Genomic DNA, 23826 nt, shown 5'->3' with positions numbered 1-23826 from the left:
TGACTCGGGCATCTCTTGCAGAACCCGCTGGATGACGAGATGGTCGGGTCAAGCCCGACCATGACGTCCGGCACCAGAACGCGCCGTCCGACGGCGCCCCGGGAGGCCACCAAATGGCAGACGCATTCATCTACGACCACGTCCGCACGCCGCGCGGCAAGGGCAAGGCCGACGGTTCGCTCCACGAGGTCACGGCGATCGAGCTCGGCACCCAGGCGCTGCGCGCCATCAAGGAGCGCAACGACCTCGATCCGCTCCTCGTCGAGGACGTCGTCTTGGGTTGCGTCGATCCGGTCGGCGAGGCTGCGGCCGACATCGCCCGCACCGTCGCGCTCAAGGCGGGCTACGGCAAGGAAGTGCCGGGCGTGCAGATCAACCGCTTCTGCGCCTCGGGCCTCGATGCGGTGAATCTCGCCGCGGCGCAGGTCATGTCCGGCCAGAAGGAGATGGCGATTGGCGGCGGCGTCGAATCCATGTCCCGCGTCGGCATGGGCGCCTCCGGCTTCGGCATCGCTGTCGACCCAAGTGTCGCCATCGACACCTATTTCATGCCGCAGGGCATCTCGGCCGATTTGATCGCGACGAAATACGGCTTCTCGCGCGATGATGTCGATGCCTTCGCCGTGCGCTCGCACCAGCGCGCCGCCAAGGCCTGGAAGGAAGGCCGCTTCAAGAACTCGGTCATCCCCGTCACCGACGTCAACGGCCTCACCATCCTCGACCATGACGAGACGATCCGCCCCGACGCCAACATGCAGGCATTGGCCGCGCTGAAGGCCTCTTTCGTCCAGATGGGCGAGATGGGCGGCTTCGATGCGGTCGGGACCGCCGCGCATCCCGACGTCGAGTTCATCAACCACGTCCATCATGCCGGCAACTCGTCGGGCATCGTCGATGGTGCCGCTGCCGTCCTCGTCGGCTCGAAGAAGGCCGGCAAGGCGGCGGGCCTCAAGCCCCGCGCCCGCATCAAGGCCTTCGCGACCGTCGGTTCCGACCTCGCGCTGATGCTGACCGGTCCGATCGACGTGACCCAGCTCGTGCTGAAGAAGGCCGGCATGACCATGAAGGACATCGACCTCTTCGAATTGAACGAGGCCTTTTCCTCCGTGGTGCTGCGCTACCAGCAGGCGCTCGACATCGACGACGAGATCCTGAACGTCAATGGCGGCGCTATCGCCATGGGCCACCCGCTCGGCGCGACCGGCGCGATGGTGCTGGGCACCGTGCTCGACGAGCTGGAGCGTCAGGACAAGCAGACCGCGCTGGTGACGCTCTGCGTCGCCGTCGGCATGGGCGTCGCCACCATCATCGAACGCGTCTGAGCGGAAGGGCAGGGAGAGACATCATGAACCTCACCAATTTCCGCTTCGAGACCGACGCCGACGGCATTGCCGTCGCGACCTGGGACATGCCCGGCCGCTCGATGAACGTCATCACCCCCGAGGTGATGGAAGAGCTGAACCAGATCGTCGACAAGGTCGCGGGCGATGAAGCCATCAAGGGCTGCGTCATCACCTCCGGCAAGGAGAGCTTCTCCGGCGGCGCCGATCTCACCATGCTCCAGGGCTTGCGCGACCTGTATGTCAAGCTCGCCAAGGAGAAGGGCGAGGCCGTCGCGATGCAGAGCTTCTTCGACGAGAGCCGCAAGCTCTCGCTGCTCTACCGCAAGCTCGAGACCTGCGGAAAACCCTTCGCCGCCGCGATCCATGGCGTCTGCCTGGGCGGCGCCTTCGAGCTCTCGCTGTCCTGCCAGTATCGCGTCGTTTCGGACGATGCCTCGACCCGCGTGGGCCTGCCCGAGATCAAGGTTGGGCTGTTTCCGGGCGCCGGTGGCACCCAGCGCGTTTTGCGCCTGATGCAGACCGGCGACGCGCTCCAGATGATGTTCAAGGGCGAGCAGGTGAAGGCGCTGCCGGCGCGCAATTCCGGCCTCGTCCATGCCGTCGCCCCGCGCGCCGACATCGTCCAGAACGCCAAGGACTGGCTCAAGGCCAACCCGCAGGCGACCCAGCCCTGGGACCAGAAGGGCTTCAAGCTGCCTTCCAACAAGGTGCATTCGCCGGCCGGCATGCAGATCTGGCCGCCGGCCAACGCGATCTATCGTCGCGAGACCAACGACAACTACCCGGCCGCCCGCGCCATCCTCTCGGCGGTCTATGAGGGCTTGCAGCTCCCGATCGATCTCGGCCTCAAGGTTGAGAGCCGCTACTTCGCCAAGATCCTCCGGACGAAGGAGGCGGCCTCGATGATCCGCTCGCTCTTCGTCTCGATGCAGGAGCTGAACAAGGGCGCCCGCCGCCCGGCCGACGTGCCGCCGTCCAAGCTCAAGAAGGTCGGCGTCATCGGCGCCGGCTTCATGGGCGCCGGCATCGCCTACGTGACGGCGCAGGCGGGGCTGGAGGTCGTCCTGGTCGACAAGGACGTCGAGGCGGCCGAGAAGGGCAAGGCCTATTCGCACAAGCTGGTTTCCGACCAGATCATGAAGGGCCGCGCCAAGACCGCCGATCGCGACGCACTGCTCGGCCGCATCAAGGCTTCCGCCGACTATGCCGATCTCAAGGGCTGCGACCTGATCGTCGAGGCCGTCTTCGAGGACCCGAAGGTCAAGGCCGAGGTCATCGCCAAGGTCGAGGCGGTCGTCGGACCGCGCACCATCTTCGGCTCGAACACCTCGACCCTGCCGATCACCGGCCTAGCCGAGACCAGCCAGCGGCCGAAGAACTTCATCGGCATCCATTTCTTCTCGCCGGTCGAGAAGATGCTGCTGGTCGAGGTCATCATGGCCAAGAAGACCGGCAAGAAGGCTCTCGCCATGGCGCTGGACTTCGTCCGCGCCATCAAGAAGACGCCGATCGTCGTCAACGACACCCGCGGCTTCTACGCCAATCGCTGCGTCGGCAACTATATCCGCGAAGGCCACCTGATGCTGATGGAAGGCGTGCCGCCGGCCATGATCGAGGCCGCCGGCAAGCAGGCCGGCATGCCGGTCGGTCCGCTCTCGCTCAATGACGAGGTCGCGGTCGATCTCGCCTGGAAGGTGCTGAAGGCGACCAAGGCGCAGCTCGGTGATGCCGCGGTCGATCCGGCACAGGAAAAGCTGCTCGCCGACATGGTCGAGAAGCATGGGCGGCTGGGCCGCAAGAACCGCAAGGGCTTCTACGACTATCCGGAAGCCGGGCCGAAGCGGCTCTGGCCGGGCCTCGCCGATCTTGTCGGCAAGCGCCTCGATCCCGAGAGAGTCGATATGGAGGAGCTGAAGCACCGCCTCCTGGTGACGCAGGCTCTGGAAGCCGCGAAGACCTATGAGGAAGGCGTCGTCACCGATCCGCGCGAGGCCGATGTCGGCTCGATCATCGGCTTCGGCTTCGCGCCGTTCACCGGCGGCACGCTGTCCTATATCGACAATATGGGCGCCGCCGCCTTCGTGAAGCTCTGCGAGAAGCTGGCCAAGAGCCATGGCGAGCGCTTCAAGCCGAACCGCCTGCTGAAGCGCATGGCCAAGACCGGCGAGAGCTTCTACGGCGCGGCCGAGACGAAGGCGGCCTGAGCCTTAGCGCTCAGTTCGCCAGCCTTGTGCGCAGCAGCGCCACGAGCCAGTCCGCGAAGACCTGCAGCCGGCGCGACAGGTGCCGGCGGTGGGGGTAGAGCAGGGTCATCGGCATCGGCGCAGCCCGGTGCCGGGGCATCACCTCGACGAGATCGCCCGCAGCGAGATGCTCGGCGACGTCATAGGCCGGGATCTGGATCAGGCCGAGCCCGGCGAGGCAGCAGGCGATATAGGCCTCCGCGCTGTTGACGGTGACGCGGCCGGGCAGGGCGCGGTCGTGCAGCGTGCCATTCTCCAGCCATTCCCAAGGCTCGATCCGCCCCGTCGAAGGCGAGGCGTAGTTGACGGCCTTATGCCCATCGAGTTCGCCGGGATGCCCGGGCACGCCATGTGCCGCGAGATAGCCGGGGCTGGCGACATTGATCAGCGACAACTCCCCGACCGAGCGCGCGATCAAACCAGAATCGCTCAACGCGCCGACGCGCAGCACGCAATCGATGCCGTCCTCGATCAGATTGCTCGCCCGGTCGGTGACGCTGAGATCGATGTCGATCTCGGGATAGCGGATGAGGAAATCCGGCAGGGCGGGCGCGATGATCAGGCGCCCGATCCGGCCGGGCACGTCGATCCTGAGCCGTCCGGCGGGGCGCGCGGCACTGTGACGGAACAGCGCCTCGGTTTCCTCGACATCGGCGACGAGCCGGGCGCAATGCTCGTAGAAGGCCGCGCCGTCCTGCGTGGCGGAGACGCGCCGCGTCGTGCGCTGGAGCAGCCTTGTGCCGATCCGTTGCTCCAATGCCGCGACCGCCGCCGAGACCGAGGAGCGCGGCAGCCCGAGGGCCTTGGCCGCCTGGGTGAAGCTCTCGCACTCGACGACGCGGGCATAGATGCGGAAGAGGTCGATGCGGTCCAAATCGGCGCTCCAGATTGTTCGGAAATTCTGACCAGTGATGTCCTGATCAAAATCTTTATATCTGATTTTCGGACGATATTTTGTCGCCATCGATTGCAGCGAACAGGAGCATGCGATGGCCGATCACGGCATCAAGGGTAAGACGGTTCTGATCGCCGGCGGCGCCAAGAATCTGGGCGGCCTGCTGGCGAAGGACCTGGCGGCGCAGGGCGCAAAGGCCGTCGCCATTCATTACAACAGCGCTCCGGCCAAGGCCGAAGCCGAGAAGACGATGGCCGCGATCAAGGCTGCGGGCGCGCAAGCCTATGCTTTCCAGGCCGACCTGACCTCGGCGGCAGCGATGGAGAAGCTCTTTGCCGACGCCAAGGCGGCGATGGGCGCGATCGACATCGCCGTGAATACCGTCGGCAAGGTGCTGAAGAAGCCGATGGTCGAGATCAGCGAGGCCGAGTTCGACGAGATGAGCGCGGTCAACTCGAAGACGGCGTTCTTCTTCCTCAAGGAAGCCGGCAAGCATGTCAGCGACAACGGCAAGGTCTGCACGCTGGTGACCTCGCTGCTCGGTGCCTTCACGCCGTTCTATGCGAGCTATGCCGGTACCAAGGCGCCGGTGGAGCACTATACCCGCGCGGCTTCCAAGGAATTCGGCGCGCGCGGCATCTCGGTGACCGCGATCGGGCCGGGCCCGATGGATACGTCGTTCTTCTATCCCGCGGAAGGCGCCGATGCGGTCGCCTATCACAAGAGCGCGGCGGCGCTCTCGCCCTTCTCGAAGACGGGGCTGACCGACATTCAGGACATCGTGCCCTGGCTGCGCTTCCTCGTCTCGGACGGCTGGTGGATGACCGGCCAGACGATCCTGGTGAACGGCGGCTACACGACGAAGTGAGTGTGTCGTTGATGCAGCCGCAGGCCGATGAAGCGGCTGTCGTCGTTCGGTCGCATGATGCGCTTCCCGATAACATCGGGAAGCGGTTTGTTGGTTGGCGCCGGTTCCGGGAAGGTCGGAAACGCGACTGCACGCAAGAAGTCGGAATGAGCATATGCCGTCCAGGCCGATCCTGAACTTTCCCGACCCGCGTCTGCGGGTGGCGGCGGCGTCCGTCACGCGTTTCGATGCCGACCTGCGGGAATTGGCGGCGGACCTGCTCGACACGATGCGAGAGGCGCCCGGCATCGGCATCACCGCGCCGCATGTCGGCGTGCTCTTGCGGCTGGTGGTGCTGGAGCTGACGCCGGGCGATGTCCGGACCTACGTCAATCCCGTGCTGGACAATGTCTCGCGCGAGACCATCCGCCATGTCGAGGGCAGCGTCTCGATGCCGGGTGTGACCGACGAGCTGGAGCGCCATGCTCATGTCCGCGTGCGCTACCGCGATCTCGACGGCGTCGAACATGTCGAGGACGCGGACGGGCTGCTCGCCGTCTGCCATCAGCACGAGATCGACCAGCTCGATGGCCTCTTCTGGATCGACCGCCTGTCGCGGCTCAAGCGCGACAGGCTGATTGCGCGCTACAACAAGCTGCGGCGCGGCTGAGCGCAGGTGAGCTTTGCCTGCCTTCGCCCGGCTGGAGTGCGGGCGTCGTAAGCTCGCAGTATCTGTATCTGTTTTCGACGGTGAGGAGCAGGCATATGCATATGGCGATGGTGATCGGCGGCGGCGTGGTGCTGCTGGGCCTGTTCCTGCTCTTCGGAAAGCTGTGGGGCGGGGCTGAGCCGGATTATGCTCTCGCTGCCAAGCTTTTCGTGCCGGTCTGGCTTGCCGTGGCGTTGCTCAACATGTGGGTCGGCGTCGCCAAGGCGGGCTACTCCGTGCGCGCGGAATTGCCGATCCTTGTCCTGGTCTTCGCCGTGCCGGCCTTGCTCGCTCTGCTGGTCGCCTGGCGCGTCGCGCGCTGACAGATGCGTGAAGGGCCGCCTCCCCGGGGAGGCGGCCCTTGGCGTTATGCCGCTGGAAATACTGGCGCGCGTGCTCGCCGCTTCAGTTCGCGACCGACCGGATCACCCGGCGCAGCTTGCCGATCAGCTCCTCGACCTGCGACTCCGTGATGATCAGCGGCGGCGAGAAGGCGATGGTGTCGGCCGCGGTGCGGATCATCAGCCCTTCCTCGTGGAAGCCGCGCTCGATCGCCTCGTAGCCGCGCTTGCCGGCGCCCTCCGCCCGTGGCGCGAGATCGACGGCGCCGACCATGCCGAGCGTGCGGATGTCGACGACGTTCGGCTCACCCTTCAGGCTCATCACCGCATCGGCCCAGGCGCCTTCCATGGCGCGGGCGCGCTCGAACAGCCCCTCGTCGCGATAGATGTCGAGCGAGGCGAGCGCGGCGGCCGCCGCCAGCGGATGGCCGGAATAGGTGTAGCCGTGGAACAGCTCGATGACATTGTCCGGGCCGCCCATGAAGGCGTCGTAGATGTGCTTGCGCACGATCACGCCGCCCATCGGCACGGTGCCGGAGGTCACGCCCTTGGCGAAGGTGATCATGTCGGGGATCACGCCATAGCGCTCGGCCGCGAAGGCGAAGCCGAGGCGGCCGAAGCCCGTGATGACCTCGTCGAAGATCAAGAGGATGCCGTGCTTGTCGCAGATCTCGCGCAGGCGCTTGAGATAACCCTTCGGCGGCGGCAGCGCGCCCGTCGAGCCCGCCATCGGCTCGACGATCACCGCGGCGATGGTCGAGGCGTCGTGCAGCGCGACGATGCGCTCAAGATCATCGGCGAAATGCGCGCCGTAGTCCGGCTCGCCCTTGCTGAAGGCCTGCTTCTCGCGGTCATAGGTATGGGCGAGATGGTCGACGCCGGTGAGCAGCGAGCCGAAGAACTTGCGGTTGTTCGACATGCCGCCGACCGAGATGCCGCCGAAGCCGACGCCGTGATAGCCGCGCTCGCGGCCGATGAGGCGGGTCTTGGCGGCCTTGCCCGAGACGTTCCAATAGGCCAGCGCGATCTTGAGCGCCGAATCCGCGGCCTCCGAGCCCGAGCCGGCAAAGAAGACATGGTCGAGATCGCCCGGCGCCAGCGCCGCGATGCGGGCAGCGGCGGCGAAGACCTTGGGATGGCCGTACTGGAAGGAGGGAGCGTAGTCGAGGTCGCGCGCCTGGGCCTGGATCGCCTGGATGATCGGCTCGCGCGCATGGCCGGCATTGCAGCACCACAGGCCCGCCGTGCCGTCCATGACCGGCTTGTTCTCCGGCGTGTAGTAGAACATGCCCTCGGCGCGGGAGACCATGCGCGGGTTCTTCTTGAACGACCGGTTCGCCGTGAACGGCATCCAATAGGCTTCGAGATCGTTCGGCGTGGCGATCGGCGACGAGGCAGCGGTCATCGGGGCATCCTGTGGATTAACGTTCGTTCAACCTAGCAGGTCGATGCAGGGTGTAAATCGCCGCCGAGCGAGGCATGAGTGCGGGCCGCGACATGGCTGCCGCAGCCCGATTTGTCGGATGACGTTAGGTCGTCGATAGCGTAGCTTACCCTCTGGGGCATGAACTGAACGGACCCCGATGGGCGATAGTGTCGAGGACAACGAACGGCTGGATGAGCAGGCCGTCGCGTCGATTCGCGCTGGCCTCGCCCGCATCCTTGCGTCGGATGTCTTCAGCGCCGCGCCGCAACTCTCCGCTTTCCTGAGCTTCGTCGTCGAGCGGGCGGTCGAAGGCCGGCGCGCCGAGCTGAAGGGCTACACCATTGCCGTCGAGGCACTCGGCCGCCCGGCGGATTTCGATCCGCAGGCCGATCCGATCGTGCGCGTCGAGGCCGGCCGCCTGCGCCGCGCCTTGACCCAGTACTATGCCGGAGAGGGACAGGACGATCCGGTGCGGATGACCATGCCGGTCGGCGGCTATGCCCCGGTCTTCGCCTTTGTCGAGCCGGGCGATCGCCTCGGGCCGGAGCCGTTCGTTCCTCCGGGCGGCCCGGTCGACGGACAGGATATGCGCGCGGACATCGCTGAGCGGGACGCGGCGGCCCGGCGCTGGCTCCTCGTGGCCCTGGCGGTGCTCGCCTGCGCGCTCCTCGCGCTTCTCGTCTGGTATCTGGAGCCGTTCGGCGAGACGCCGCAAAGCAATCTGGTGACGCAGACCAGCCGCCCGGCGGACACCTCCCCGCCGGAGGTGGCGCGTGACCGTTCGACCGCGCCCTCGGCCCAGCTCGTCTCGGTCGCGATCGTCATCCCGCGCGTGCCGACCGACCCCAAGCTCGCCGAGGCGGTCCGCCGTGTCGCGGAAGTGCTCGTGGACGTGACGGCGCGCTTCGACGATCTCCTTGTGATCAAGGCGCCGGCTCCCGGAGCGCCGCCGCCCGAAGGGGTGGATTACGTCTTCGAGATCAGCATTCTCTCGACCGAGGGGGCACTGGAGGGCTTCGGCCGGCTGCGCGCCGCCAAGGACGGCCGGATCGTCTGGACGGCCTCGTCGAGCCGGCCTGTCGGCGAATTGTTGCAGGATCAGGATCTGGTGGATCTCGCCCGGCGCGTCGGAACGCGGCTGGCCGAGCCTTTCGGTGTCATTCATGCCGATTTCCGGCAGAATTCATCCGCGCCGGCGATGCAGTGCATCTTCCAGGCCTTCGATTACCGTCGCTTCATGACGCCTGAGAAGCGGGTCGCGGCCCGCACCTGCCTGGAGCAGCTGGTCGAGCGGGACCCCGGATTTTATCCCGCCTGGGCGCAGTTCGCGCTGCTCATGGCTGGCGAATATGCCGCGGCCCCCGATGCCGGCCGGAGTGCCTCGCTCGACCGGGCGATGGCGGCGACCCTGACCGCGATCAGGCTGGCGCCCTCCGGGGCCCGTGCCCAGCAGGCGATGATGGAGATCCTGTTCCTGCGTGGCAGTGCCGCCGACGCGATCAGGGCCGGCCGCGAGGCCGTGAATCGGAATCCCTACGATCCGGACATCATGGCCACTCTCGGCTCGCTCTATGTCCGTCTCAACCGTCCCGCCGAGGGCCTGCCCTTGTTGGAGCGCGCCATTGAGATCAGCGCCGGGCGTCCCCCCTGGTATGATTTCTATGCCTTCCTGGCGGCCTATCTGACCGGCGCCAGGCGCCTGTCGGAAACCTATTCGGCGGTTCTGGAAGCGGATGGCACGCCGTTCAGTTTGCTGGGGCAGGCTTTGCAGGCGAGCATGAGCGGCGATTCCACCCGGCGCGACTTCGCCTTGAGCGAACTTGCGAGGCGCTCTCCGCTCTTCGGAAGCGATCCTCGCCTTTATCTGGCGCGCAGGGGCTTCAGCGAGGACGTGACACAGCGGATCGTCGGCGATCTCGGCATCGCCGGGCGCTAGAGCATTTTCGAGCGAAGTCCGGGCGAGAGGCGATGAATCGAGCGGTATCGCTCGCGTGTCTGCCTGTCGGGAGGTACTCTACCGCGCAGCGTTGTGATTCGTTTCCACCCCCGATCAACCCCTCGACGCGCGAGCGCTGCCTTGGCTCCTGTGCGCCTGAAAGCCCTGCATCCCCTCGCCGGTGCCGTGACCGGTGTTTCGGCTGGCGCCATCGTCGCCATCCTGATGCCGGGAGCATTGGGGCCGGCATTGGGCCTGATCGCAGCCGGTGCGGGGCTGGCGACGAGCCTCTGGGCCCTGGAACGACGCAATCTGGGCCAGCGCGAATTGCTCCTGGCCGGGCTCGGCGAGGTCAAGGTCCGGCTCGCGACCAACGCCATCCGGATCGATGCGCTGTCCCAGCGTGTCGAGCAGATGCCCATGCGTGACGTCGATGCCGCGCCGGCCCGCGCTGCCATCAACGAGCTGACCGCCGAGGTCGGCCTGCTCGGTGATCTCATTCACCAGGTCGCGACGACGCTCGCCGACCATGACGACAAGCTCGCGAAGCTGCCGGCGGCGCCCGTGCAGGCACCGGCGCCGGCCAGGGCCTCCGCACCGGAGGTCCGCATCGACCCCGAGGCCGCGCGGCGCGAGCACGCCGAAAAGTTGGCAGCGGAGCGTGCCGCGGCGGCCAGGGCCGCGCAGGAGGAGGCCGAGGCGGAGCGCGCGGGCATCATCAGCGCCGCCCTGCGCGAGGGGCGGATCGAGGTGCATCTGCAGCCGATCGTCTCGCTGCCGCAGCGCCGGACCCGTGGCTATGAGGCGGTGGTCGGCTTGCGCATCGACGAGAACACGCTGCTGCTGCCGCATGAATTCCTGGAGATCGTCGAGGAGCGCGGCTTCGGGCCGACGCTGGACGCGCTCGTCCTCACGCGAGCCCTGGCGATCGCCCGTCACCTCGCTTCGAGGGACGGCGACATCTTCGTGACCTGCAACTTCAGCTCCGCGACCTGGGGGGCTTCGCGGGCGCTGGCGGCGTTGACCCGCATCCTCGACAAATATCGCGAGCACAGCAGCCGCCTCGTCATCGAGATGCCGCAGGCGGTCTTCCGCGCGCTCGATCCGACGAGCCTTGGCCTGCTCGGCGCGATGTCGGCCAGCGGCGTGCGCTTCGCGCTCGATCAGGTCGCGGATCTGCGCTTCGATCCGCAGGCCCTGTTCGATCGCGGCGTGCGTTTCATCAAGGTCAGGGCGGCGCTCCTCCAGGTTCATGCCGAAGGGCGCGTCGCGAGCGACATCGCGGCCGGCGATCTCGCCGCCATGCTCGCCCGTGCCTCGATCACGCTGGTTGCGGAAACCGTCGAGGACAATCCGATGGCGGCGGACATGATCGAGCTCGGTATCGCGATGGGGCAGGGCAATGCCTTTTCGCCGCCGCGCCCGGTGAAGCCGGAGGTCTTCGCCGAGCCTGCGCCCGAATCCGCAGCCGCTGCCCGGACCGAACCCGCGCCGCCGCCGCCCCGGCCCTCCGCCGAGGTGCTGGGCTATCCGCAGCCTGCCGCCGCACCGGCGGAGGACGCGCCGCGGCGGCCTGAGCGGCTGCCCTTCCGTGCCGTGCTGCGCCGCGCCAGCGCCTGAGCCGCCACGCACCGCGAAGAATGGCGGACGCAGGGTTCCACCCCGCGCGAATACCGTCTAGAGCGTGGCGCGCCGCTACCTCGCCTCATCCGTAGGAGAATGACTGTGCCGATGACGGGCTCCGAACCGGTTGCCGCCCTTTCGGGGTTTTCCGAGATCGCCGATCGTTTCGATCTCTGCTTCTGCGATGTCTGGGGCGTCGTCCATAACGGCGTCGCCGCCTTTCCGGAAGCGATCGAGGCCCTGACGCGGATGCGCGAACGCGGCACCAGCGTCGTCCTCATCACCAATGCGCCGCGCCCGCGGGATGCGATCATCCGCCAGCTCGACGGCTTCGGCGTGCCGCGCGCCGCCTGGGATGCGATCGTCACCTCGGGCGATGTCTGCCGCGCGCTGATCGGCGCGCGCGCCGGCCAGCCGATGTTCCGGCTCGGGCCCGACCGCGACCTGCCGCTGATCGCCGGGCTCGATGCGCCGGAGACCGGGCCCGACCAGGCTTCCTATGTGCTCTGCACCGGCCTCTTCGACGACGAGGCCGACACGCCTGCGACCTATGCCGACCTGCTCGCGGGTTTCGCGGCGCGCGATCTTCCCATGATCTGCGCCAATCCCGATCTGGTCGTCGAGCGCGGCGGCCATATCGTCCCCTGCGCGGGGGCGGTCGCGCTCGCCTATGAGGAGATCGGCGGCACGGTGACCTATGCCGGCAAGCCGCATAGGCCGATCTACGAGGTCGCGCTCGGGCTCGCCGAGGAGAAGCGCGGCGGGGCCGTCGCCCGCGACCGGATCTGCGCCATCGGCGATGCGATCCGCACCGATATCGCGGGAGCGGCCGCGTTTGGCGCCGCCGGCATCATGGTGCTGGCCGGCATCCATGCGCAGGATCTGATGCAGGTTTCGTGGGAGGAGCGTCACGGCTGGTTCGGCCGGCAGACGCACCGGCCCGACTACGCCATTCCGCACCTGGTCTGGTGAAACGGGCCGTCATTCCCAGGCGAAGCGAAGCTTCGAGCGGGGAGGCCCCGGCATCGTGCCTGGGCCGCGAGAGACCGGGGGGTCAGGCCGCCGAGCAGACGGACTCGATCTTCGTCTTCAGCGTCTGGGCGTTGAACGGCTTGACGATGTAGTTGCTGACGCCGGCCTTCTTGGCGGCGATGACGTTCTCGGTCTTCGATTCGGCGGTGACGATGATGAAGGGCGTCTCCGCCAGCTTCGCCTCCTCGCGCACGCGCTGCAGCAGCTCGAAGCCGCCCATCGGCTCCATGTTCCAGTCCGAGATGACGAGCCCGTATTGCTTGTCCCGCATCTTCGCGATGGCGGCCGAGCCGTCCGAGGCGTCGTCGACATTCTCGAAGCCGAGCTGCTTCAGCAGGTTGCGGATGATCCGGATCATGGTCTGATAATCGTCGACGACCAGGATCGGCATGGACGGGTCGAGCGCCATTGCAATGCTCCGGCACAGTGGTTTCGTGCCGGGACATACCGGCGACGCGCTGCCTTGGGAAGACAGCTCTGTTTCAGCGGTGATAGCCGGGGCGCGTTGCGAAGCGGTTAATCCGATCTCAGACAACCCGGCATTTTTGAGGCGGCGGAGCCGGCACCAAAGTCCAATTGCCGCAATGCTGCGAGTGCGAGATGGTTAGCATTCGCACAGGGAAAGGGGCGGCGATTGCGCCGCGTCGCACAAAGCTCATGACAGTACAGCCGGTGCCGGGCGGGCTCTACACCGTCCATGCCTTCGAGGATTTGGCGGTCGGCCAGAGCGAAAGCCTGATGCGGACCGTGATGGAGCGCGACATCGCGCTGTTCGCGGAGCTTTCCGGCGACGCCAACCCGATCCATCTCTGCGAGCAATTCGCCGCCAGCACCAAATTCGGCCAGCGCATCGCCCATGGCATGCTGACCGCGAGCCTGATCTCGGCCTTGCTCGGAACCCGGCTGCCGGGGCCGGGCGCGGTCTATCTGTCCCAGACCCTGACCTTCCTGTCTCCGGTGCGGATCGGCGATGTGGTGACCGCCCGCGTCGAGGTGGTCGAGCTTGTCTCCGAGCGCCGCCGGGCCCGGCTGTTCTGCGAGTGCCTCGTCGACGGCAAGCCCGTCATGGAAGGCGAGGCCTGGGTGGCCATGCCGCCGACGCCGAGGCGCTGACGGGAGCGGCGGCCGGCAGCTGCGGCGACGACCTGCGGGGCGACTTGCCGGCATGGCGACATCTCGTTCGCGCGCTTGACGCCCACCGGGCTTGGCCGCAAAGACGGTGACGACGCGGCTACGGCCGGGTGCTGGATTTTTGCGATCGATGACAACTGAAACCGAGGCGGCGCCGCGCGACGAGCCGGCGGCTCTGGTCCTCGACCTCGACAAGCAGCTCCCCGGCAGCCTGCGTGGCGCCGTGCTCGCGCTGGGCAATTTCGACGGCGTGCATCGCGGCCATGCCGAACTCGGGCGGACCGCCGCCGCGATGGCACACGGCCTTGGCACGCGGCCGGCCGCCTTCACCTTCGAGCCGCATCCGCGCAGCGTCTTCCGGCCGGACCAGCCGGTCTTCCGCCTGACGCCGCCGCAGCTCAAGGTCGAGTTGCTCGCCGCGATCGGCCTTCCCCGGACCTTTGTCCTGCCCTTCGATCTCGATACGGCGGCCATCCCGGCCGAGCGCTTCGTCGATGAGCTGCTCGTCGGCCGGCTCGGCGCTGCCGGCCTCGTCTGCGGCTATGATTTCCATTTCGGCAAGGGCCGCACCGGCTCGCCCGAGATGCTGCAGGCCCATGGACTCGCCGCCGGCATCCCCGTCACGGTCGTCCCGCCCTATTCCTGGCACGGCGAGCCTGTCTCCTCGACCCTGATTCGCGTGGCGCTGGAGGAGGGCGATGTCGCCCGTGCCGCCGAATTCCTCGGCCATCCCTGGTTCGTGCGCGGCCTCGTCTCCCATGGCGACAAGCGCGGCCGCGACCTCGGCTACCCCACCGCCAACATGCATCTGGCCCGCGATTGCAAGCTCCGCCACGGCATCTACGCGGTGCGGATAAGGATCGACGGCACCTGGCGTGACGGCGTCGCGAGCTTCGGCCGCCGCCCGACCTTCGACGACGGCGCGCCGCGGCTGGAGACCTTCGTCTTCGATTTCTCGGGCGACCTCTACGGCCGCCAGGTCGATGTCGCCTTCGTCGACTGGCTGCGCGGCGAAGCGAAATTCGACTCGCTCGAGGCCCTGATCGCGCAGATGGACGCCGACAGCGCCCGCGCACGCGACATCTTGGCGAAAACGCCGCCCTTCCTTCCGTAAGCCCCGCCTGCTCGATCGCCGCGCGCCCAATAGGGCGCGAAAAAGGCGCTCGATCAGGATGTCGATTGCATCGGATCGATTCCGAAAAGTGGATTCCACTTTTCGGTCCGATGCTATAGAAGCCCCCCATGCTCGCTGAACGCGCCCTGTCGATCGATTTGTCCCGGCGAATTACGGGCCCGGCTGCCGCCTCGCGCTGAACCAAGGCGCGGGCGCTTGCGCAGTCCGGGTTGAAGACCGCTTTTCCCGTTTCAAACGAGGATGCGCCGGAGCCCGATGAAGGGCCCGCCGTCCCGATGGCCCGAGCCGGAACATGACCGAACAGACGAAGACCGCCCAGCCTGCCGCAAGCGTCGATTATTCGCAGACGCTGTTCCTGCCCCAGACCGAGTTCCCGATGCGCGCGGGCCTGCCGCAGCGCGAGCCGGAGCTGCTCTCCCGCTGGGCGAGGATCGATCTCTATCGCAAGCTTCGTGAAGCCGGGCAGGGGCGCGACAGATTCGTGCTCCACGACGGGCCGCCCTATGCCAATGGCAACATCCATATCGGGCACGTGCTCAACAAGGTCCTGAAGGATCTCGTCACCCGCTCGCAGCAGATGCTCGGTCATGATTCCAACTACGTGCCGGGCTGGGACTGCCACGGCCTGCCGATCGAGTGGAAGATCGAGGAGCAGTATCGCGCCAAGGGCCTGAACAAGGACGACGTTGATGTCGTCGAGTTCCGCAAGGAATGCCGTGCCTTCGCCGAGAAATGGGTCGACATCCAGCGCGAGGAATTCAAGCGCCTCGGCGTCGAGGGCGACTGGGCCAACCCCTATCTGACGATGGCCTATCCGGCCGAGGCGCAGATCGCCCGCGAGATCATGAAGTTCGCCGAGACCGGCCAGCTCTATCGCGGCTCCAAGCCGGTGATGTGGTCGGTGGTCGAGAAGACCGCGCTCGCCGAGGCCGAGGTCGAGTATGAGGAGCATACGAGCGATACGGTCTATGCAGCCTTTCCGGTGCTGAACGCGCCGGCGCCGCTTGCCGGCGCCGCGATTGTCATCTGGACGACCACGCCCTGGACGATCCCCGGCAACCGCGCGATCGCCTATCACCACAAGGTCGCCTATGGTCTCTACAAGGTCACGGCGGCTGCCGAGAACAACTGGGCGAAGGTCGGCGCGACCTACATCCTCGCCAAGAACCTGGCCGAGAGCGTCTTCAAGGCGGCCAAGGTCGAGGCGTTCGAGCTGGTCGCGGATGTCCCGGCCGAGCAGCTTGCCGGTCTGACCGCCGCCCATCCCCTGCGCGGTCACGGCTATGATTTCGATGTCCCGCTCCTGGATGGCGACCACGTTACCGACGACGCCGGCACGGGCTTCGTCCACACCGCGCCGGGCCATGGCCGCGAGGACTTCGATGTCTGGACCGCGAATGGCCGCCAGCTTCACGAGCGCGGCATCGAGACCCGCATCCCCTACACCGTCGACGCCGATGGCCGTTTCACCAAGGAGGCTCCGGGCTTCGAGGGCGCGCAGGTCATCACCGACAAGGGCGAGAAGGGCAACGCCAACGATGTCGTCATCAAGGCGCTGGTCGAGGCCGGCAACATCGTCGCGCGCGGCCGCCTGAAGCATCAGTATCCGCATAGCTGGCGCTCGAAGAAGCCGGTCATCTTCCGCAACACGCCGCAATGGTTCATCGCCATGGACAAGCCGATCGGCGAGGCCGGCGTGCCGGACGCGGCCGATCCGAAGCCGGTTGCCGGCGGCAATGCCGACACGCTGCGCAACCGCGCGCTGAAGGCGATCAAGCAGACCGAATGGGTGCCCGCCGCCGGCGAGAACCGCATCAACGGCATGATCGCCAACCGGCCTGACTGGGTGGTTTCGCGCCAGCGCGCCTGGGGCGTGCCGATCACCGTCTTCGTCGAGAAGGAGAGCAAGGACATCCTTGTCGACCCGGCCGTCAACGCCGCCATCGCCGAGGCCTTCGAGGCCGAGGGCGCCGACGCCTGGTTCACCGACACGGACGGCGCCCGCTTCCTCAAGCCCTTCGGCTACGATCCGGCGAAATACGAGCGCGTCACCGACGTGCTCGACGTCTGGTTCGATTCCGGCTCGACCCATGCCTTCACCCTGGAGAAGCGCGCCGACCTCAAGACCCATCGCATCGTCGATGGCGGCAAGGACCGGGTGATGTATCTTGAAGGCTCGGACCAGCATCGCGGCTGGTTCCATTCGAGCCTGCTGGAAAGCTGCGGCACGCGCGGCCGCGCGCCCTTCGACATTGTCCTCACCCATGGCTTCTGCCTGGACGAGAAGGGCGAGAAGATGTCGAAGTCGAAGGGCAACGTCACCGCGCCGCAGGACATCATCAAGGACTCCGGCGCCGACATCCTGCGCCTGTGGGTCGCGGCGGCCGATTATTCCGACGATCTGCGCATCGGCAAGGAGATCCTCAAGACCTTCGTCGAGACCTATCGCAAGCTGCGCAACACCATGCGCTGGATGCTCGGCACGCTCGCCCATTTCAGCGAGGAGATCCGCGTCGTCGAGCCGCAGACCATGCCGGAGCTGGAGCGGCTGATGCTGCACCGCCTCGCCGAGCTCGGCCCGCAGGTCGAGGAAGCCTACCGCACCTACGACTACAAGAAGGTCGTGTTCCTGCTCTCGCAGTTCATGAACACCGAGCTCTCGGCCTTCTATTTCGACGTGCGCAAGGACGCGCTCTACTGCGATCCCCGGTCGAGCCATGTCCGCCGCAGCGCGCTGACCGTGGTCGACCATCTTTTCCGCTGCCTGACGACCTGGCTCGCGCCGATCCTGGTCTTCACCGCCGAGGAAGCCTGGCTTGAGCGCTATCCCGACACCAAGGCGCAGGACGGCTCGGTGCATCTGGAGCTCTTCGCCGAGGCGCCGGCGGGCTGGCTCGATCCCGAACTCGCCGAGCGCTGGTCCAAGATCCGCCGCGTCCGCCGCGTCGTCACCGGCGCGCTGGAGCTGGAGCGCGCCGCCAAGCGCATCGGCTCCTCGCTGGAGGCTGCGCCGCAGGTCTTCGTTGCGGATGCCGATCTCTATGCGGCGCTCTCCGGCGTCGACCTCGCCGAAGTCAGCATCACCTCGGACATCCGCATCGAGAGCGGGGAGGGGCCGGCGGAGGCCTTCCGTCTCGCCGAGGTGCCGGGCGTCGCGGTCGTGCCGCATCGCGCCGAGGGCATCAAATGCGCCCGCTCCTGGAAGTATTTCGATCCCGCGACGGCCGATCCGGCCTATCCCGAGGTGACGCCGCGCGACGCCAAGGCGCTCAAGGAACTCGGGGTGCGCGCCTGATGACGTCCGCCCGCCGCCTCGGCCTGCTCACGGTCCTGATCATCTTCATTTCGGATCAGCTCCTGAAATGCTGGCTGCTCTACGGCGTCGGGCTGGCGGAGAACGGCCCGTTCGACCTCGCCCCGTTCCTGACGATCGTGCTCGCCTGGAATCGCGGCATCTCCTACGGGCTCTTCCAGCAGGGCACGGATCTCGGACGCTGGCTCCTGGTGGCGATCTCCTTCGTCGCCGCGATCTGGCTCTGGCGCTGGATGTGGCGGACTGAAAGCCGCTTCACCGTCTTCAGCCTGGCGCTGATCATCGGCGGCGCACTCGGCAATGGGCTCGACCGGGCCTGGTACGGGGCGGTCGTCGATTTCGTGCATCTCCACTGGGGCAATTTCAGCTGGTATATCTTCAACATCGCCGATGTCGCGATCGTTGTCGGCGTGCTGGGTCTCCTGTATGAGTCCTTCCGGCCGGCTGCGGAAAAGACGGCTTGACGACGATTTCGCCATCCTTTCGCCGTTCGTCTGTGGTTGAGGCGAGGGTGAGATTGTCCAAAGGGAGATATGACATGGCGCAACGCATCCGCGTGACGCATCTGCTGCTCGCCGGCGGGCTTGTGCTTGCGGCCCAGCCTGCCCTCGCTCAGGAAGGCATGCTGTTCAAGAACCTGCTGGAAGGTGTCGTCGGCGGCAAGGGGCCGGGCGACGACATCGACTATCGCGAGCGCGCCCCGCTCGTGGTGCCGCCGAACTCCGCCTTGCCGCGTCCGCAGGACGCCGGGAGCGCCCGCAACGCCGCCTGGCCGACCGATCCCGATGTCGAGCGCCGCAGGAACGCGAAGAACGTCACCCCCTATGTGCTGACCGAGAAGGCGCGCAACAACCCGATGCTGTCGCAGGAAGAACTGCGCAAGGGCCGCACCTCGGCGCGCGGTCCGCAGCAGCCGGAGATCCGTGAGGGCGACAACAGCAACTACGACAACCAGATCAAGCCGATCCGGGTCGGCAAGGAGGTTGCCGCGCGGCGCGACCAGGCAGCCGAGGACAACCTCACCTATGGCAGCGAGCCGCAGCGCACCACGCTCATCGAGCCGCCGATGGGGTATCGCCGGCCTGCCGACACCGCCGTGCTCGGCCCCGGCCGCGGTGGCCCGGTCGAGGACAAGCAGGCCGTCGGCCAGCGCGAGTTCGTGACGGGCCAGGGCCCGGTGATGCAAATCCAGCCCGAATAGGCCGAGTTGCGGGATCGGCAGGGGACCCCTTGCCGAAACCGCATCGCCTGACCAAGTTCCTTTCAGGGCGGGCGCATCGTGCCCGCCCTTTTCTGTCCGAGTGGGGAGACGGCATCCGGTGAACATTCATGCGCGCCAGCCCGGGCTGGCCGAGCCCGTCGAATCCTTCCGGCTCGGCAACGGCCTCGACGTCGTGGTCGTGACGGATCGGCGCGCGCCGGTGGTCACCCATATGGTCTGGTACCGCAATGGCTCGGCCGATGATCCGGCGGGCAAGTCCGGCATCGCGCATTTCCTCGAGCATCTGATGTTCAAGGGCACGCAGCGCTGGCCGGCGGGCGAGTTCTCCAAGATCGTCGCTGGCTTTGGCGGCCAGGAGAACGCCTTCACCTCCTACGACTACACCGCCTATTTCCAGCGCGTGCCGAAGGAGCATCTGCGCGCGATGATGGATTACGAGGCCGACCGCATGACCGGTCTCTCCTTCGACGAGAGCGTGGTGGCGCCCGAGCGCGACGTGGTGCTGGAAGAGCGGCGCATGCGTGTCGATTCCGACCCCGCCGCCCAGCTCGGCGAGGAATTCTCGGCCTCGCTCTTCTTCCATCATCCCTATGGCACGCCGATCATCGGCTGGGAGCACGAGATCGAGCGGCTGAACCGCGACGACGCCTTCGCCTATTACCAGCGCTTCTATACGCCCGAGAACGCGATCCTCGTCGTCGCCGGCGATACCGACGCCGCCGAGGTGCGCCGCCTCGCGGAGGAGACCTATGGCAGGATCGCCGCGCGGGGCGCTGCCCCCGTGCGTGAGCGCCCGATCGAGCCCGATCCGCGCGCCTCGCGCCGCGTCCAGCTCAACGATCCGCGCGTGCAGCAGCCCTCCCTGCGCCGCGGCTGGCTGACGCCCACCTATACCAGCGGCAATGCCGAGGAGGTCTTCGCGCTCGAGCTCGTCGCCGAGATCCTGGGCGGGGGCACCACCTCGCGGCTTTATCGCAGGCTCTGCGTCGAGGAGGAGCTGGCGGCCGGCGCCAGCGCCTATTTCATGGGCTCGATGGTCGACCGCGCCGCCTTCCAGCTCTCGGTGAGCCCGCGCCCGGGCGTCGCGATGGCGGTGCTGGAGGCCGGGCTCGACACCGCGCTCGCGGCCTTCCTCGCCGACGGTCCGAGCGAGCTGGAGCTTGCCCGCGCCCGCACGCGCCTCGTCGCCGAGACGGTCTTCGCCCGCGACAACCAGGCTTCGCTCGCCCGGATCTTCGGCTCGGCGCTGGCGGTCGGCGAGACCGTCGCCGATGTGCTCGCCTGGCCGCAGCGCATCGAGGCGGTGCCGCGCGAGGCGGTCGTCGAGGCGGCGCGCCGCTATCTCAGGCCCGACCGCAGCGTCACCGGCCTGCTGCTGCCGGCCTGACGTCGCTCCTCCGATGCCGAGAAGGGTGGGGCTTCGAGCCCTGCCGACAGGAAACGCCATGAACGCGCCCATTCCGACTCCGAAGCTCAACACCGCCGGCCCCGCCATCGACGTCAAGACCGTGCGCTCGCCCGGTGGCGTCGAAGCCTGGCTGGTCGAGGAACACAGCCTCCCGCTGATCGCCATCGATTTCGCCTTCGACGGCGGCTCGTCGCGCGACCCGGCCGATGCCGCCGGCGGCGCCTATCTGGTCTCCGGCCTGCTCGACGAGGGCGCCGGCGATCTCGATGCCGAGGCCTTCCAGGGCCGCATGGCCGATCATGCGATCAATCTCGGCTTCGACGCCCGCCGCGACGATTTCCACGGCTATCTCCAGACGCTCTCCAGCCATCGCGAGACCGCCTTCGAGCTGCTCGGCCTCGCGCTCAACAAGCCGCGCTTCGATCCCGATGCGGTTGCCCGCGTCAAGGCGCAGGTCATCGCCGGCCTGCAGCGCCAGGCGCAGAATCCGGAATCGCTCTGCCGCAACGCGCTCTATGCGGCGGCCTTCCCCGGCCATGCCTATGGCCGCCCGGAGAAGGGCGACATCGACAGCGTCTCACGGCTGGAGGCCCCGGCGCTGCATGCCCTGACCCCGACGCTTCTCGACCGGAGCGGACTCAGGATCGTCGTCGTCGGCGATATCGGCGCCGATGAGCTTGCCGGGCGGCTCGACGCGCTGTTCGGTGCGTTGCCGAAGGGCGAGCCGCGCCCGGAGATCGCGCAGCCGCTGCCGATCCAGGGCCTCGGCCAGACCCATGTCATCGACCTCGACGTGCCGCAGACCGTGCTGCGCTTCGTCGGACCCGGCCTGATGTGGCACGATCCCGACTTTGTCTCCGCGAGCGTGCTCAACCACATCCTCGGCGGCTCGGCCTTCACCTCGCGCCTGTTCATGGAGGTGCGCGAAAAGCGTGGCCTCGCCTATGGCGTCTCCTCGAGCCTTCTGCCGCTGCGCGAGAGCGCCATGCTGGTCGGCGGGACCGCGACCCGCAACGACCGCGCGGCCGAGTCGATGACCGTGATCCGCGAGGAGATGCTGAAGCTCGCGACCGAAGGACCGACGGAGCACGAGGTCGAGGAGGCCAAGCGCTACATCATCGGCTCCTATCCGCTGCGCTTCGACACCTCGCCCAAGATCGCCGGCGAGTTGCTGAATCTGGCCCTGCGCGGCGACACGCCGGAATTCCTCGCGACCCGCAACGAGCGCTTCGCCGCCGTCACCCTCGCCGATGTGAAGCGGGTGGCGCAGCGCCTGTTCGGCCATCCGGATCTGCTGGTCCAGGCGGTCGGGCGGCCGGTCGGGCTCGCCTGAGCGGTCCGTTCGGCGCTAGACTGCGGCAGAGCTGGAATCGCCTGCAAATCATGACCGTTCGCCGCCTCGACCCTGTTCTCGTCGACCGCATCGCCGCCGGCGAGGTGATCGAGCGCCCGGCTGCGGCCGTGAAGGAGCTGGTCGAAAACGCCATCGACGCCGGCGCGCGCTCGGTCGCCGTCACCATCGCCGGCGGCGGGCGCGAATTGATCCGCGTCGTCGATGACGGCGCCGGCATGACGCCCGACGACCTCGCGCTCGCCGTCGAGCGCCACGCCACCTCGAAACTGCCGGATGGCGACCTCTTCGCGATTCGCTCGCTTGGCTTCCGGGGCGAGGCCTTGCCCTCGATCGGCTCGGTCGCGCGGCTCTCCATCGCGACCCGCCGCCACGATGCCCCGCAAGGCGCGGGCCTCGTCGTCGAGGCCGGCGAGAAGGGCGTGGTCCGTCCCGTCGCGGCCGCGCCCGGCACGCGCATCGAGGTCAGCGACCTCTTCATCTTCACCCCCGCACGGCTCAAATTCCTGAAGAGCGACCGGGCCGAGGCGCAGGCCGTCTCCGAGATGCTGCGGCGCCTCGCCATCGCCCATCCCGAGATCCGCTTCTCGCTCGAAGGCGAGCATGCCGGGAATTTCGACTGGCCGGCGGAAGCCATCGGCGAGGAGGGTTTGCTGCGCCGCCTCGGCCGCGCGCTCGGCCGCGACTTTCCGGAAAACGCCTTGCGCATCGAAGCCGAGCGCGAAGGCTTCGGCATCAGCGGCTTCGCCGGCTTGCCGACCTTCCACCGCGGCACCTCGGCCGGCGTGCACCTCTCCGTCAACGGCCGGCCGGTGCGCGACAAGCTCCTGCTCTCGGCGGTGCGCGGCGCCTATGCCGACGTCGTCCCCTCCGACCGCCACCCGGTGCTCTTCCTCGATATCGGCTGCGATCCGCGCTCGGTCGACGTCAACGTCCACCCGGCCAAGACCGAGGTGCGCTTCCGCGATCCCGCCCTGGTGCGCGGCCTCGTCGTCTCGGGGCTGAAGGCCGCGCTCGCCGCCGCCGGCCACCGCGCCACCACGACCGGCGGCGCCCGCACGCTCGACGCTTTCCGCGCGGTGCTCTCGATGGGTGGCAGCGGCAACGCCATCCCGCGCCCGGCCTTCCCGGAGACATCCGGCTGGAGCGCGCCGCAGCCGACATCGTTTTCAGCCCCGCAAGCCGGCTTCGCCGATTTCGCCGCGGCCTCGGCCGATGCCCGCGCGCATCTGGCCGAACCCTCGGCGGATGCGCTCGACCGGCCGCTCGGAGCGGCGCGGGCCCAGCTTCACGAAACCTATATCGTCGCCCAGACCCGCGAGGGCGTCGTCATCGTCGACCAGCACGCGGCCCATGAGCGGCTGGTCTATGAGCGGCTCAAGGCCGAGCGCGCCCGCTCCGGCATCGCCCGCCAGCCCCTGCTGCTGCCGGAGGTGGTCGAGCTCGACCCGGTCGATGCCGACCGCCTCAACACGGCGGCTGGCGAGCTCGAAGGCCTCGGCCTCGTCATCGAGCCCTTTGGCCCCGGCGCGGTGCTGGTCCGCGAGGCTCCCAGCCAGCTCGCCGGCGGCAATCTCCAGCGCCTCGTCCGCGATGTCGCCGACGCGCTGGCCGAGCACGGCACGGCCGGTTCGCTCGAAAGACGGCTCGACCATGTGCTGGCGACGATGGCCTGCCACAACTCCGTCCGCGCCGGCCGGCGCATGCGCCCCGAGGAAATGGACGCGCTGCTGCGCGAGATGGAAATCACGCCCAATTCCGGCCAGTGCAATCACGGCCGGCCGACCTATGTCGAGCTCAAGCTGGCGGATATCGAGCGGCTGTTCGGACGGCGGTAGCGCCGTTGTAAATATGATGATATCAACCTTTCG

Annotated in this window: 19 protein-coding genes; 16 read left to right on the top strand and 3 right to left on the bottom strand. The window is 67.7% G+C overall.

Features of this window, described 5'->3' with window-relative positions; all coding sequences use genetic code 11:
* Positions 1-113 precede the first annotated feature (113 nt).
* The gene (locus AB6806_RS12475; RefSeq protein ID WP_370954685.1) at positions 114-1322 is read left to right on the top strand and encodes an acetyl-CoA C-acetyltransferase; all 1209 of its coding nucleotides are present in this window, start codon (positions 114-116) and stop codon (positions 1320-1322) included.
* 23 nt (positions 1323-1345) lie between these two features.
* Positions 1346-3547 (top strand): FAD-dependent oxidoreductase, encoded by a 2202-nt coding sequence (locus AB6806_RS12470; protein WP_370954684.1) that lies wholly within the window; start codon positions 1346-1348, stop codon positions 3545-3547.
* A 10-nt stretch (positions 3548-3557) separates the two neighbouring features.
* Here the strand turns inward: AB6806_RS12470 and AB6806_RS12465 are convergent, their stop codons facing one another.
* Positions 3558-4460 (bottom strand): LysR family transcriptional regulator, encoded by a 903-nt coding sequence (locus AB6806_RS12465; RefSeq protein WP_370954683.1) that lies wholly within the window; start codon positions 4458-4460, stop codon positions 3558-3560.
* Between the two features lie 115 nt (positions 4461-4575).
* On the opposite strand from AB6806_RS12465, the gene AB6806_RS12460 reads away from it, so the two are divergent.
* The 3 genes from AB6806_RS12460 (at position 4576) to AB6806_RS12450 (ending at position 6360) form a co-directional block, all read left to right on the top strand.
* Positions 4576-5349, top strand: coding sequence for an SDR family oxidoreductase (locus tag AB6806_RS12460; protein ID WP_112762953.1), 774 nt, complete (start codon positions 4576-4578; stop codon positions 5347-5349).
* Between the two features lie 154 nt (positions 5350-5503).
* On the top strand, positions 5504-5998 hold the full coding sequence (locus AB6806_RS12455; protein ID WP_142020095.1) for a peptide deformylase: 495 nt from the start codon (positions 5504-5506) through the stop codon (positions 5996-5998).
* Between the two features lie 95 nt (positions 5999-6093).
* Positions 6094-6360: a hypothetical protein gene (locus AB6806_RS12450; RefSeq protein ID WP_113253945.1), complete on the top strand. Its 267-nt coding sequence runs from the start codon at positions 6094-6096 to the stop codon at positions 6358-6360.
* Positions 6361-6442: 82 nt separating this feature from the next.
* Here the strand turns inward: AB6806_RS12450 and aptA are convergent, their stop codons facing one another.
* On the bottom strand, positions 6443-7783 hold the full coding sequence (gene aptA, locus AB6806_RS12445) for an omega-aminotransferase AptA (RefSeq protein WP_112762951.1): 1341 nt from the start codon (positions 7781-7783) through the stop codon (positions 6443-6445).
* 178 nt (positions 7784-7961) lie between these two features.
* On the opposite strand from aptA, the gene AB6806_RS12440 reads away from it, so the two are divergent.
* From AB6806_RS12440 to AB6806_RS12430, 3 genes are all read left to right on the top strand, one after another.
* The gene (locus AB6806_RS12440; RefSeq protein ID WP_142020097.1) at positions 7962-9740 is read left to right on the top strand and encodes a tetratricopeptide repeat protein; all 1779 of its coding nucleotides are present in this window, start codon (positions 7962-7964) and stop codon (positions 9738-9740) included.
* 150 nt (positions 9741-9890) lie between these two features.
* A complete protein-coding gene (locus AB6806_RS12435) occupies positions 9891-11360 on the top strand; it encodes an EAL domain-containing protein (RefSeq protein ID WP_370954824.1) in 1470 nt (489 codons plus the stop codon).
* Positions 11361-11471: 111 nt separating this feature from the next.
* On the top strand, positions 11472-12335 hold the full coding sequence (locus AB6806_RS12430; RefSeq protein WP_142020102.1) for a TIGR01459 family HAD-type hydrolase: 864 nt from the start codon (positions 11472-11474) through the stop codon (positions 12333-12335).
* Positions 12336-12417: 82 nt separating this feature from the next.
* Here AB6806_RS12430 and AB6806_RS12425 read toward each other — a convergent pair whose 3' ends face one another.
* Positions 12418-12804, bottom strand: a complete 387-nt coding sequence (locus AB6806_RS12425; RefSeq protein ID WP_038360830.1) for a response regulator — start codon at positions 12802-12804, stop codon at positions 12418-12420.
* A 248-nt stretch (positions 12805-13052) separates the two neighbouring features.
* Here AB6806_RS12425 and AB6806_RS12420 point away from each other — a divergent pair, with 248 nt between their 5' ends.
* From AB6806_RS12420 to mutL, 8 genes are all read left to right on the top strand, one after another.
* Entirely contained in the window at positions 13053-13508 is a 456-nt protein-coding gene (locus AB6806_RS12420) for a MaoC family dehydratase (RefSeq protein ID WP_051987672.1), read from the top strand.
* Between the two features lie 148 nt (positions 13509-13656).
* Complete coding sequence (locus AB6806_RS12415) at positions 13657-14640, top strand: bifunctional riboflavin kinase/FAD synthetase (protein ID WP_142020104.1); 984 nt, start codon at positions 13657-13659, stop codon at positions 14638-14640.
* Positions 14641-14953: 313 nt separating this feature from the next.
* Positions 14954-17956 (top strand): isoleucine--tRNA ligase, encoded by a 3003-nt coding sequence (gene ileS, locus AB6806_RS12410; RefSeq protein ID WP_142020107.1) that lies wholly within the window; start codon positions 14954-14956, stop codon positions 17954-17956.
* Entirely contained in the window at positions 17956-18438 is a 483-nt protein-coding gene (lspA, locus tag AB6806_RS12405) for a signal peptidase II (protein WP_370954682.1), read from the top strand. Before ileS ends, lspA begins: the two co-directional genes overlap by 1 nt.
* Before the next feature lie 74 nt (positions 18439-18512).
* Entirely contained in the window at positions 18513-19175 is a 663-nt protein-coding gene (locus AB6806_RS12400) for a hypothetical protein (RefSeq protein ID WP_038360834.1), read from the top strand.
* 118 nt (positions 19176-19293) lie between these two features.
* The gene (locus AB6806_RS12395; protein WP_051987673.1) at positions 19294-20583 is read left to right on the top strand and encodes a M16 family metallopeptidase; all 1290 of its coding nucleotides are present in this window, start codon (positions 19294-19296) and stop codon (positions 20581-20583) included.
* A gap of 58 nt (positions 20584-20641) precedes the next feature.
* Complete coding sequence (locus AB6806_RS12390; protein ID WP_142020109.1) at positions 20642-21937, top strand: M16 family metallopeptidase; 1296 nt, start codon at positions 20642-20644, stop codon at positions 21935-21937.
* 50 nt (positions 21938-21987) lie between these two features.
* On the top strand, positions 21988-23793 hold the full coding sequence (gene mutL, locus AB6806_RS12385) for a DNA mismatch repair endonuclease MutL (protein ID WP_142020111.1): 1806 nt from the start codon (positions 21988-21990) through the stop codon (positions 23791-23793).
* Positions 23794-23826: the final 33 nt, after the last annotated feature.

Origin of the sequence: Allobosea sp. RCC_152_1 (assembly GCF_041360765.1) — a bacterium.
GTDB classification, from domain to species: domain Bacteria; phylum Pseudomonadota; class Alphaproteobacteria; order Rhizobiales; family Beijerinckiaceae; genus Allobosea; species Allobosea spartocytisi.
The sequence above is the reverse complement of the archived record's forward strand: the minus strand, read 5'-3'. Positions and strand labels throughout refer to the sequence as shown.